The sequence below is a fragment of the Paenibacillus faecis genome (assembly GCF_008084145.1).
Taxonomy (GTDB): domain Bacteria; phylum Bacillota; class Bacilli; order Paenibacillales; family Paenibacillaceae; genus Fontibacillus; species Fontibacillus faecis.
In genome coordinates this window covers 460,833-473,134 of sequence record NZ_VSDO01000001.1, presented here as the reverse complement: position 1 = coordinate 473,134, position 12,302 = coordinate 460,833, and the positions used below count along the sequence as shown (strand labels likewise).

9 protein-coding genes and 1 pseudogene are annotated in these 12,302 nt (G+C 52.9%); 9 read left to right on the top strand and 1 reads right to left on the bottom strand.

What is annotated here, in order from left to right; genetic code table 11:
* Positions 1-18 precede the first annotated feature (18 nt).
* Together FRY98_RS02260 and FRY98_RS29270 are read left to right on the top strand one after the other, a co-directional pair.
* Entirely contained in the window at positions 19-843 is an 825-nt protein-coding gene (locus FRY98_RS02260; protein ID WP_148450127.1) for an AraC family transcriptional regulator, read from the top strand.
* A gap of 111 nt (positions 844-954) precedes the next feature.
* Complete coding sequence (locus FRY98_RS29270) at positions 955-1,524, top strand: Imm41 family immunity protein (protein ID WP_148450126.1); 570 nt, start codon at positions 955-957, stop codon at positions 1,522-1,524.
* On the opposite strand, the gene FRY98_RS02250 is transcribed toward FRY98_RS29270, so the two are convergent.
* Positions 1,519-2,232 carry a M50 family metallopeptidase gene (locus FRY98_RS02250; RefSeq protein ID WP_148450125.1) on the bottom strand — a complete coding sequence of 238 codons (714 nt, stop codon included), beginning with the start codon at positions 2,230-2,232 and terminating at the stop codon, positions 1,519-1,521. The two genes, FRY98_RS29270 and FRY98_RS02250, sit on opposite strands and share 6 nt — an antisense overlap.
* Positions 2,233-2,386: 154 nt before the next feature.
* Here FRY98_RS02250 and FRY98_RS02245 point away from each other — a divergent pair, with 154 nt between their 5' ends.
* The 7 genes and pseudogenes from FRY98_RS02245 (at position 2,387) to FRY98_RS02205 (ending at position 12,026) form a co-directional block, all read left to right on the top strand.
* Entirely contained in the window at positions 2,387-4,243 is a 1,857-nt protein-coding gene (locus FRY98_RS02245) for a TerB N-terminal domain-containing protein (RefSeq protein WP_148450124.1), read from the top strand.
* A gap of 48 nt (positions 4,244-4,291) precedes the next feature.
* The gene (locus tag FRY98_RS02240; protein WP_148450123.1) at positions 4,292-5,635 is read left to right on the top strand and encodes an ATP-binding protein; all 1,344 of its coding nucleotides are present in this window, start codon (positions 4,292-4,294) and stop codon (positions 5,633-5,635) included.
* Positions 5,632-7,842 carry a DEAD/DEAH box helicase gene (locus tag FRY98_RS02235; RefSeq protein WP_148450122.1) on the top strand — a complete coding sequence of 737 codons (2,211 nt, stop codon included), beginning with the start codon at positions 5,632-5,634 and terminating at the stop codon, positions 7,840-7,842. The genes FRY98_RS02240 and FRY98_RS02235 overlap by 4 nt, the downstream gene beginning before the upstream one ends.
* Positions 7,843-7,913: 71 nt before the next feature.
* A complete protein-coding gene (locus FRY98_RS02230) occupies positions 7,914-8,561 on the top strand; it encodes a pentapeptide repeat-containing protein (RefSeq protein ID WP_148450121.1) in 648 nt (215 codons plus the stop codon).
* 131 nt (positions 8,562-8,692) lie between these two features.
* A pseudogene (locus FRY98_RS29385) lies at positions 8,693-10,243 on the top strand (IS3 family transposase).
* Between the two features lie 203 nt (positions 10,244-10,446).
* Positions 10,447-10,983: a DUF6932 family protein gene (locus tag FRY98_RS02210; protein WP_148450117.1), complete on the top strand. Its 537-nt coding sequence runs from the start codon at positions 10,447-10,449 to the stop codon at positions 10,981-10,983.
* Positions 10,983-12,026, top strand: a complete 1,044-nt coding sequence (locus FRY98_RS02205) for a hypothetical protein (protein WP_148450116.1) — start codon at positions 10,983-10,985, stop codon at positions 12,024-12,026. Before FRY98_RS02210 ends, FRY98_RS02205 begins: the two co-directional genes overlap by 1 nt.
* The last annotated feature ends 276 nt before the right edge of the window (positions 12,027-12,302 follow it).

Below are 12,302 nucleotides of genomic sequence, written 5' to 3'. Positions count from 1 at the left end.
CAAAAGGAGGGTTTTCCGTTGAAGTCCCGGATCATCTTCGGAAAGACGGAGGAAACATCCCGGCTGCCTGTGTTTATGACGACGCTGGGCTACTGGGAGCATCAGGACGAAACGCATCGTCCCGCGGGTTTTCCCGATTATCAGGTGCATCAGGTGATTCAAGGCCAAGGCTCACTGATCCTGGGCGAGGAGGAGTTTCTCGTGGGGCCTGGGGAAGTCTTCTTCTTGTTCCCGGGAATTCCGCACAAGTACATGCCGGTTAGCGACCGCTGGGAACTGGCCTGGGTTTCGTTTCAAGGGAGGGAAGCAAGCCAGTTGCTCGCCTATGCGAGGGTCAACGGATCAGGTGTCGGTCGGCTGCGTACATCGACGCTGCTGGACCCCCTTTACCGCATGCTTGAGGCGGAAGAAACGGGGATCGAGGATTTTGAGACGGAGTGCTCGAAGCAGTTGTACAATCTATTGCTGGATCTAAAAAAAGAGTTGATCGAACCCGCGGCAAAAAACGATGAACTGGAACGAATGCGTCCGGTGCTTACCTACATCGCGCAAAACTTGTCGCGTCCCTTACCGCTCGGCGAACTGGCGGAGATCGCGGGCGTTTCGCCGCAATATTTGTGCCGCCTTTTTCAAAAAACGCTGAAGCTCCGGCCACTAGCTTATATCAATCAAGAACGCGTCAATCTGAGCAAAAAGTTAATGTTTACGGAGCGCGGCAAAAAGATCTACGAGATTGCGCAAAGGGCGGGATACGAAAACTCCAGCTACTTTTGCGCGGTGTTTAAACGGTATACTGGAATGAGCCCCGAGGAATTCAAAAGGATGCACGGACTCGGTTCCTGAGGAGATAAAGTGACTTAAGGCGGCCAGGCGGATCGTTTAGCGGGAACCATTCCAGCTAAATTGGCGTGTTGAGCGGTTGAAAATTGAACGATGAAGGAAGGGGGAGCACGGATGAAAAACGAAGCGATCAAAGTGCTTGAAGCCAATAGTAACGGGCAAAAGGGGAGTTTTATTTATTATTTGCACGAAGAGGACTTGTTTCATGAGGCTTCATACTGGGAACTGTACCACGCGATGGTCGATATCATTGAAGCTACGAAACGGGAACCGCGGCTGGAGCGAGGGATCAGCGCTGCGATCGCTAAGGTGTTTTCTTTTATCTACCGCAGCTTTATGTGGAATTATTGCCCTAACGATCAATATTCCATTCAGGGGCTGCCGGGTGAGGAGCATTTTCCGGATATGGTGGACCGGCTGGATGAGGTCTTTGGCGCCTATTTTCATGGAATATCCGTGAAAAGGGAGGCTGCGGATAGCGAGATTCCGAAGCATATCGGTAAGCCTGCGACGCGGGCTCTTGCCCAAGCGGGATACCGGGAGCTGGACCAGCTCGCTTCGATCCGCGAACGAGATCTCCTCAAGCTGCATGGAGTAGGCCCCAAAGCCGTGAGGATCCTGCGCGAAGCCTTGGAGGAGAAGGGGCTTTCTTTCGCCCCGGACAGCTCTCCCCGAAAGTCATAATCCGGACCGCATCCTTGGTGTCATTTCGGATCTGTTCGGTCTAGCCGCCCGGTCCCGCTTCCAGTACAGCTGCAGCGCGAAGAGTGCGCACCAAAGGGAAATCACGATGAAAATCATCGACCACACCAGTGCCGGCACCAGGGTCAGATCGGCCAAATTGGCGGCGTCGCCGGCTTGGCGGGGATCGATGACGGAGCGCTGCAGCAGGATCATCGGCCCCATCACGGACTCTTCCAGACACAGGAAGGCCAGCAGCAAATAGTAGAAGTTTCGAATCTTTCCGCCAATATAGTAAAATACCGCGTTGATCAAAATAAAGCCGATCAGCCAGCCCACCCCGTACCCCGATCTCACGAAAAATAGTATCGTCGCCAGCGCCATGGCGCTGATTACCGCAAGCCCCAGGGCTTGTTTTTGTTTGGCATAGCCGTAAAAGAGACCGATGGCAAACAGCGAAGCCGAAATGTAGCCGGCCAAAGAAACGACAATCTGGCTCCAACCGGAAGCCAGCATGGAGTAGGTGACTCCGCTGTGATCGGGATTCAGTTCAATTCGCAGCACGCGGCCGGAGACCAGCAGCGTCGCCACGGCGTGACCGAGCTCGTGCACCATCGTATCGAGCATGCGGAACCAGTCGGAAAAAGGGATCAGCCGGGTCAGAAACGCAGCCCCCAGCAAAAATAGCAAGGCTTTAATCCATTTGTTCATATGGGTTATCCTTTCGGGTTATCGCTGACAACCGAATCTCCCGTGGAAGAGCCGACTGTCACTCCATTATAATAGAGAACAAAAATGCATTCAAAAAAGCGAACAAATTTTCGCTTCGATGGTATAATGGTGTCATGATGGAGGACATTGGACGATGAACGAAGGAGCGGACAAGCACGGCATGTCTCAGGATAATAAAAACCCGCGAACCACCCGGGAACAGGGGCTTACGTTCGCCGAACTGGAGCTTGATTTCACGGACCGCGAGGAGCATGCGGACGCTGCGAACCCTATGGCCGGGGCGAACCCGCAAGCGCAAAGCCGGATCGTGATGCCGGATCGTGTGGAGCGGGAAATCGACTGGAGGGAGAACTTCAGGTATGTTTCCCGCGAGGAGCAATTTGTCCAGCAGGCTAAGGAGCTGGAAGGGGAGACGGTGGAGACGGCCGAATTCGTCCCGTTCCAAACGTATTGGCCGACCTATGCGGAAATGCAGCCGCCACAACTGAAATGGTATTTGCATTGGCGCGGAGAGGTTCGTGCGGGAAGGTACCCGGATACGGATCTGTCGTATCTTTTTGTATATATGTATGAATTAATTCATGGCGTCGGCTGGCGGGAGCCGTCGCAGGGGCTGGATCTCCTCTTCCGGGTTTGGCGGGAATACCGTGAGCGTTACCCGAAACTGGAGGTGTACGCGAGGGAATGGCTGTATGATTTTGCCCTGGTGTTCGGGCTGGATTTGCCCGGGATGGAACCCCTGCTGAAATTTCCCCGGAACCTTTCGACCGAGCTGAGGGAACTGGAATGGTACCGGAGGTTTACGGCCGAACCGCTCGGACTGACCTGGGACATGCTGACGCCGCTCCTCGATTATGAGGTGGAGAAGAGCCGCTTTTATACGGGCCAAGGACGGAAAGACTTGCAGCAGTATGCGCCGAAAGTGGTGTCCCTGGTTGACGGCTATTTGGGCAAGACGCAGGGGAATCGGCTTATAGACCGGTTTAAGCCGCGGGAGAAGAAAGTCAAGCGGTACTTGTTCCGCAGCGCTGTCTACGATTTTGAACTGTACGGGCGCAGCGTTCCGGTCACCGTGCTGCCGGTGAGCGAGCATCTGCCGCTCCGCGATTATGTGACCCAGCTCGTCCGGCTGACGGAGAACAAGCTCCGCGATCTGACGGGATTCAAAGGCAAGCTGCGGGGGATCGTCGTGGAGCCGGACGTCGAGCAGCTTGTCGACCGTTTTTTGCGCAAGGAATTCGAGCAGCGCAAAGCGGAGGAAGTCAAGGCCCGGACCCCCAAAGTGAAAATCAACACGGCCAGGCTGCGCAAATTACAGAAGGAGTCGGATGAAGTGCGCGATCTTCTGCTTGCGGAGGAATTGGGCGGCGTTGGGGGAAATGCTTGGGGTGAGCCTAAGACGGCGGTGACCCCGATCACGGAGACCAAGCCGGGCCGGCGACGCGACTCGGATAAGCGAAAGCAGTCGGGACCGCAGCAGACGGAGCTTGATTTTGAGCGGGGGTGGCTGGTCTTTGCGGAAGCACCCGAGGAATTCCCGGACATGGGGATGGGCGCACTGGCGATTCCGCCGACGGCGTCCAGCGAAAGTGAAAGCAAAAGCGTAGGCGAAAGCCAAAGCGAAAGCCCGGTAGCCCGACAAGAAACGGTGCTTTGGACCGAACGGGAGGCGGTTGCCGGGAGCGAATCGACGGCGGCGTTTTTCGCAGACCGAATCCAAGGGGGGGACGAGCTGCCGTCCGGATGGCGGGAGATGTCGGCGCGGTTCAGCGGGGCGCATCTTGAAATGCTGTCCGCTTTGTTGAACGGCGAAGGGACGTCCGGCTTAAATAGGATCGCCGAGCTGGCCGGCTCGATGCCCGAGCTGCTGCTGGACGAAATTAATGAAATCGCCATGGAAGAGATCGGCGATTTGCTGGTGGACGGCGCCGAAATTCCCGAGGAATATCAGTCTGAGCTCGCCGGGCTGCTTGGGAGAGCGGCCGAGTGAATGGGAAGCGGCGAGGGCGAAAGTAGAATTCAATGAGGTGAGATCTCGATGAAACAGGTGCAAATTCCGAAGCGGCTTACGACGGCGCTGGTGAACTCCCTGACGGCGGGGGTGGTGCCGCGGGTTGGGCTCGAGCATATCGCCGTCGGGCGTAAGGCCGAGGTCGCGTCGATGCTTCAGGATATGAACAATATCGCGGAGGGCGGGGCGGCCTTTCGGTTGATTACCGGGCGGTACGGCAGCGGCAAAAGCTTCCTGCTGCAAATGATGCGCAACTATGCGATGGACCGCGAGTTTGCGGTGGCGGACGGCGACCTTTCTCCGGAGCGCCGCCTCGTTGGCACGAAGGGGCAAGGGCTCGCGACTTACCGGGAGCTGATGAGGAATATGTCCACCCGGACGAGGCCGGATGGCGGCGCATTGGAACCGATGCTGCAGAAATGGATCGCCGCGCTGCAGCAGGAGCAGATGCAGGCCACGGGACTGCGGCCCGGAGATCCGCAACTGCTTGACGCGGTGGAGCTGCGGATTTACGCGGTGAGCCAGGAGCTGCAGAACCTGGTGCACGGGTTTGATTTTGCCAAGGTGCTGGCGGCTTACTGGAGCGGATACAAACTCGGGGACGAGGACCGGAAGGCGGCGGCGCTCCGCTGGCTGCGGGGCGAATTTCCGACGAAGACGGAAGCCCGCAAGGAGCTCGGCGTCGGCGTGATCATCGACGATGACAACTGGTACGACTACATGAAGCTCTGGGCGGAGTTCGCCGTGCGGATCGGGTATAAGGGACTGCTGCTTTTTATCGATGAAGGCGTGAATTTGTACAAAATCACCAACAGCATTTCCCGCCAAAGCAACTATGAGAAATTGCTGACGATGTTCAACGACACGATGCAGGGGAAGGCGCAGTACCTCGGCATTTACCTGGGCGGAACCCCGCAGTTCGTGGAGGATGAGCGGCGGGGATTGTTCAGCTATGACGCTCTCCGCTCCCGGCTTATGGACGGGCGCTACAGCAGCGGTGAGCGGCGGACGTACACCTCGCCGATCCTGAAGCTCGATATGCTGTCGCATGAAGAGATTTTGATTCTTCTGCAAAAACTGCGGGATATCCATGCCATGCATTTCGGCTATGCGGCGAAGCTGACGGACGAGCAGTTGATCGCGTTTATGCAGGCGGCGGTAGGCCGGCTGGGCGCCGAGGAGCTGCTGACAACCCGGGAAGTCGTCCGCGATTTCATGGACGTGCTGCATATGCTGCATCAGCATGAGTCGCTGACCTTCGAGGCGTTGATGGGGGAGCGGGAGCAGGAGTTTGCGGCATCGGGCGGAGCGGGTTCGCGTAAAGAAGCGAAGGACGAACTGGACGACTTTTTGGCGGAGTTTGACCTATGAGCGGACACCATTCTTTTTCCAGGCTGGCTCCCTTCATTCAGGAATATATTTACCGCAAACAATGGGACTCCCTGCGCGAAGCCCAGGTCGAGGCATGCCGGGTGCTGTTCGATACCCCGCATCATTTGCTGATCGCTTCGGGGACGGCGTCGGGGAAGACGGAGGCGGCCTTTTTTCCGGCGTTGACGGAGCTGTTCGAACGGCCGTCGGAATCGGTCGGCATTCTGTATATCGGGCCGCTCAAGGCGTTGATCAACGACCAGTTCGAGCGGATCACCGAGCTGCTTCGCGAGGGGGAGGTCCCGGTCTGGCATTGGCATGGGGATGTGTCCCAGGCGGAGAAAACCAAGCTGATGCAGCGCCCTTGCGGCGTGCTGCAGATTACGCCCGAATCGCTGGAAGGGCTGCTGATGAACCGGCCCAATGCGATCCCCGCGCTGTTCCATGATCTAAGGTATATCATGATCGATGAGGTGCACGCGTTTATGGGGGCGGACCGGGGGATTCAGGTGCTGAGCCAGCTGACCCGGCTATCGCGGATGGCCTCCTGCTCTCCCCGGCGGATCGGCTTGTCGGCCACGCTGAGCGATTACGACACGGCCGCGCGCTGGCTGGGGGCCGGCACGAAGCAGCCCGTCGAGGTCGTCTCGCCGCAGGGCGGGCGGAAGCTGAAGCTGTCGGTGGAGCATTTTTCGTTCCCGGACGCGCGGAATGAACGGGAAGCCGAGCATTTGGAGCTGGCCAAGCAGAACTATCACAACTTCATATATGACCACACGCACCGCAAAAAAGCGCTCATCTTCACCAACAGCCGCTCGGACGCGGAGCTGACGACGCTCGAGATGCGGCGGATCGCCGCGAAGCGCGAGGAGCGCGATGTGTTTCATGTGCATCACGGGAGCATTTCCGCGATGCTGCGCGAAGAGACCGAGGCCGCGCTGCGCTCCGGCCCCGGGCCCGCGGTCGCCGCTGCGACGGTCACGCTGGAGCTGGGCATCGACCTCGGCGAGCTGGAGCGGGTGATCCAGCTCGGGGCGCCGTACAGCTGCTCCAGCTTCGTGCAGCGGCTCGGCCGCTCCGGACGCCGGGGCGACATGGCGTCCGAGATGATGTTCCTCGTCGCGGAGGAAGAGGACGAGGAGGCGCAGCTCCCCGCGCGCATGCCGTGGACGCTGCTGCGGGCGATCGCCGTCATCGAGCTGTACGTCCGCGAACGCTGGGTGGAGCCGCTCGATCTGCGGCGGAAGCCGGTCGGCGTGCTCTATCACCAAACGATGAGCACGCTCAAGAGCATCGGCGAAGCCGAGCCCGCCGAGCTGGCGCGGGCGGTGCTGACGCTGCCTTCCTTTCGCGGCTTCGAGCCGGAGGAATACAAGCAGTTGCTGCAGTACTTGCTTCAGACCGACCATATCCAGCAGACGGAGGAAGGGACGCTGATCATCGGGCTCGGCGGGGAGAAGGTGGTCAACAATTTCCGCTTCTACGCCGTGTTCAAGGATGACGAAGAGCATGCGGTGTACAACGGCTCCGAAGAAATCGGCAGCATCACCACCGTGCCGCCGCCGGGCTACTGCTTCTCGCTGGCCGGGAAGCTGTGGAAGGTGGAAGAGGTGGACAACAAGCATAAAGCGGTGTATGTCAAATCCTCCCGGGGCAAGGTGGACACGCTTTGGCTCGGCGCCGGCGGGGATGTGCACACCCGGGTGATGCAAAAAATGCGCCAGGTGCTGGAAGATTCCACGCTCTATCCGTATCTCGCTCCAGGCGCCGTGAACCGGTTGGAGCGCGCGCGGCGGCTGGCCCGCGAGAGCGGGCTGCTGCAAAGTCCGGTGATTCCCGCGGGCGGCGATTCGGTGTTTATTTTGCCCTGGGCGGGAAGCAAACAGTTCCGGACTTTGGAGCGCCTTTTGAAGCATAACCTGTACGAGTCCATGGGCTTGCGGCAGGTGGTGCCGATGGAGCCGTACTACATGGTCGTCGCCGGACGGGCCGGGGCGGATGAGCTTCTGACCGCGATCCAGGCCGAGCTGTCCGAGGTGAGAGATGCGGAGGGGCTGCTAGACGCAAGCGAGGCCCCCTACCTGGGGAAGTACGATGAGTTTGTTCCGCCCGAGCTGGTGCGGCGCGCTTTTGCCGTGGACGGATTGGATTTGAAGGGCTTGAAGGCAGCGTTGAACGGCGTTCCGGGGGATGGTTTTGCCGGTTGAAAGCCGAACAGCTAACGGAGCGGGAGCGCTTTAGATACGCATTAAATTTAATTTTTGAAGGGGATAAAGACATGGCGGCGAGAATAAAAATGATGGCACCTCAGCTTCCGGCGGAGTTGAACGAGGCACGGTGGGAGGATGTCCTGGAGGACGAGGACCGTGAACTAGTGAACGGGCTGCTCAGCGGCGACCGGTTCGAATATGAGGTCATGGATCGGTGCATTTTGGCCAAAGTAAGGCTGCGCGGATGTTCTTTTGCCCATACCACTTTCGACCGGATGGACCTGACCGACGCGGTTCTGGAAAACTGCGACCTGTCCAATGCCGTCTTGCAAAAAGGTGTGATCCACCGCGTCCATTTCAAGGACTGCAAATTGACCGGCATCAATCTGAGCAAGGCCAACCTCGGGTTCGTCACCTTTGAAAACTGTATCATGAACCTGTCCGATTTCGGCGAGGCTTCGCTCAAGCAGGTGCGCTTTACAGGCAGTGTTTTGCAGAATGCGACGTTTTATGGCTGCAAGTTCAAGGATGTGGAGCTCGACGTGTGTGACCTGAACGAAGCGGATTTCAACAACACCTCGCTGAAGGGGATGGATATCAGCACGTGCACGTATGACCGAATCGACATTCCGGTAGACGCACTGGCGGGATGCACCGTGGCGCCCGAGCAGGCGATCGGGTTTGCGAAGCTGTTGGGATTGAAGGTGAAGGGATAGAAGAGGAGTGCCCAGAGCATACATAAACGGGTATCCGAAAGCATCGGAAGGCAGAACTCTGCTGATATGCTCCCCATACAGTAGACAGGTGAAATAATAAAACCTGTTACTGTGAGGGGAGTTTTTTTTTCATGCCTACAGACAAGCCCAGTGCTATTGAGAAGTTAGCCATCCTTCAAGAGATTGAAAGGGGCCTTATTGGAGTGAAGGAAGCCGCCAGGAAGCATGGCTTTAATAAGTCCACAATAGCCAAATGGCAACATCGTTATCGGTTATATGGATACGAGGGATTAGAAATCCGCACTCATAATCGGAGTTATTCCGAGAGCTAAAGCACCAAGCGGTTAAGGATTATCTGGATGGGGGGTGTCGCAGAATCAAATCATTGATAAATATCGGATTGCGAGTCGAACGCAACTCGCCAACTGGATTAAGAAGTATAATAGTCATAGCAGTTTAAAAGCCTATACAGGAGGAACAACGGCTATGACCAAGGGACGTTCCACGACATGGCAGGAGAGAATTGACATTGTCCTCTACTGCCTTGCAAATGGACAAGACTATACAAAAACAGCAAGGCAGTTCCAGGTTTCTTACCAGCAAGTATACGGATGGGTAAGGAAGTATGAAGTAGGTGGTCAGGATGCTTTACAGGACGGCAGAGGACGTACAAAGTCGCCTGAAGAGCTAAGCGAAACGGATCAGCAAAAGCTTGCCATGAAGAAGCTCGAGTACGAAAACGAACGGCTCCGAGCGGAGAATGCTTTCTTAAAAAAGTTACAAGATCTCGAAAGGAGGCGTCCCTGAGCCAGCATCGGCAAGAGAAGATCTACCTTGCCATTCAAGCTGTCCAAAAGCAGAGTCACTCAGTATACAGCTTTTATGCAGCTGCCGGGGTGTCAAGGTCAAGCTATTACAAGTGGCTTAACCACATTCCTGGGAAGCGCGAGATGGAGAACAGAGAGCTGACGGAGGTTATGATGTCCTTGTACGAGAAGGTCGAGGGCACCTTCGGTTACCGGCAATTAACACTACATATGTGTCGACAAATGCAAAAAGCGATTAACCTTAAGCGAGTGCAACGACTTATGAAGATTAAAGGAATCCAGTCCGTCATCCGTAGAAAGAAAAGGAAGTACCAGCGTTCTACGCCGCAGCAGGTGGCTGAGAACATACTTAATCGTAAGTTCCAGGCCGAAGCGCCGAATGAGAAGTGGGTAACGGATGTCACGGAATTTAAATACGGTAATGGCCAGAAGGCCTATTTAAGCGCAATCCTTGATCTTCATGACAAATCGATTATTTCCTACGTACTGGGACACTCCAATAATAATCCTCTCGTGTTTCAGACGTTGGATCTAGCCCTGCAGTCAGCACCCGATAGCACACCGCTGCTTCATAGTGACCGCGGTTTTCAGTATACATCACTGCGCTTTAAGGAGCTGTTGGACGAAGCTAAAATAAAGCAGAGTATGTCCCGTGTGGGTCGTTGCATTGATAATGGACCGATGGAATCCTTCTGGGGAACCTTGAAATGTGAAAAGTATTATTTGCATACCTACCGAAGCTTTGAGGAACTCAAAAAGGATATTGATGACTACATACACTTTTACAATTATGAAAGACTACAAGCAAAACTAAACGGCCTCAGTCCAATGGAATTCAGGACCAAGGCCGCTTAATTGACTTTTATTTTTTGTACTGTCTACTTGACGGGGAGCGCTTCAAGCTGGCGGGGGTCTTTTTATTTTATGTTTAAGTTTGGCTAAAGTTTAGTAACTTTTTTATTTTGGATCATATAACAATTGACATACCTTCTTTAATGGGTGAAAATTGAGGAGAATTAATACTCTCAAATATTACCATTATATAAAGAAGGGCTGTATTGATTTTGAATAATATCCCTGAATTTTGTGATGGATACCATTTACCTGAAGGTATTCATGAGTGTACAATAAAGGATATAGAACATGCGTTCTTATTCACGGAAAAAAGAAAAAAACTATGGAGAATGTTCAAGGGGTTAATCAATAGACTTATTGACGTCGGGTTAACACCAAAAGCTATATTAATCGACGGGAGCTTTGTTACAGGAAGAAAAGAACCTGGCGATGTTGATTTTGCAGCGTACATTCCACCGGAGGTTGTTTCTGAAGCATTTACTACCTTGGATGAGCATGATAAGCAGGCAATTACCTTGTTTTTAAATCCAAATAATCAATTAGCCATTAGAAATATGTTTGGAGCGCATTTACTACTGGCTGATTCAGAGGATATGTTGAATCAGTGGGCTTATTTTTTCTGCACTGGCGGATCGAAGGGGAAGCTTAGAGACAAGGATCCGGAAAGAGACCCTGATTGGGTTATAGTTCCTCGAAGCAAGGGTATACTTAAGGTATACTTAGATGGGGGTGAAATCTGATGGTTATTGACACCTTGTCAGAAACAATAGAAAAATTAAAAGAAGCCCAAAAGAACTTGGAAAGAATAAGATCAACTTATAAAGATAATTCTGAATTACTCAACATTTATGAACCTTCGGCAAAATATTTAGTGGACAGCATGAAAGATCGTCTTAATGAATTGTTAAATGAGGAAGTCGATTTGAAATTATCTCAACCTGACAAGGATGTTGACCTTTGGATTCGAATTAATGGAGAGGATTTCCAATCAGGTAAGGGGCCAATTGGCTTGGTTGGTAACTTTTTAAGTAAATTATCTAACGCTAATAGACAATCCTTAAACTTAATTGCAAAAGCTCGTAATATTGATATTAAATCTATTACAAATGAGTTTCCGCTTTCATTCGATCTTACTACAACAGCTACAGGAAGTCTGAAATTAGGTTTGAAATCGCCTAATTTGAAAGTAGATATCGATGATGAACAACTGGATATGTTTAGCTATAATAAGGATCCGTGGGAAAAACTTAGAGAACTAGCTACCCAAAATGAGATGGCTGTTGAATCAATGCAGCTATTATTATCTGCACTTGCTTCAGCAGAAGATGAAGAAATTTTAAGTGGGTTGGTTGAAAAGTATAACGAAAGAGATGTTTTAAAAATTATTCACTATGCTAAGCAGGTTACACCTAGTTCTCAGTCTAATATTGACGCAATTTCCTTTGAAGGAAACAGTGTAACTTTTCGTCAGCGTATAGTCAATACAACCAAACACACGCGTAAACAATTATCAAAACAAGCAAAAAAACTAGTGAATAAAGAATTTGTACATGGTAAGGGGAAAGTACGTGGTGTTGATTTAGACGATAAGAGTTTAATTATTCGACCATTTGTTTTTGAAGATGTTAAGCATGATGAAATAAGATGTTACTTATTAAATGATGATGGTGAGCAAAGTCTTGAACGATTTCTTAAAAAAAGAGTGAAGGTATCTGGCTTTGTTGTTTATTCAAGTAATAATAAATTACTGAGGCTAGAAGCCGAAGAAATAACTGTGGAATAATGAGAAAAAATCCCGCACCTTCACTGGTTAGCGGGATTTTTTCATCATGAACTCTAAAACACCGAATTTCTCAGCATTCATGCGCGAGTCCAATTCCGTATTTTCACACGGGCCTTTTCCACGTCTCCGTAAACAAAATCGATCCTCTCCGGTAACCACTCCCTGACTCACGCCATAAAAAGCCTCTTTCTCCGTCGGCCCCGCGCCAAGCTCGATAAATCCGATTAGAGAGCTATCGTAAAATTTTCTCGTTGAATAGGAACATTTGTTCGGTAT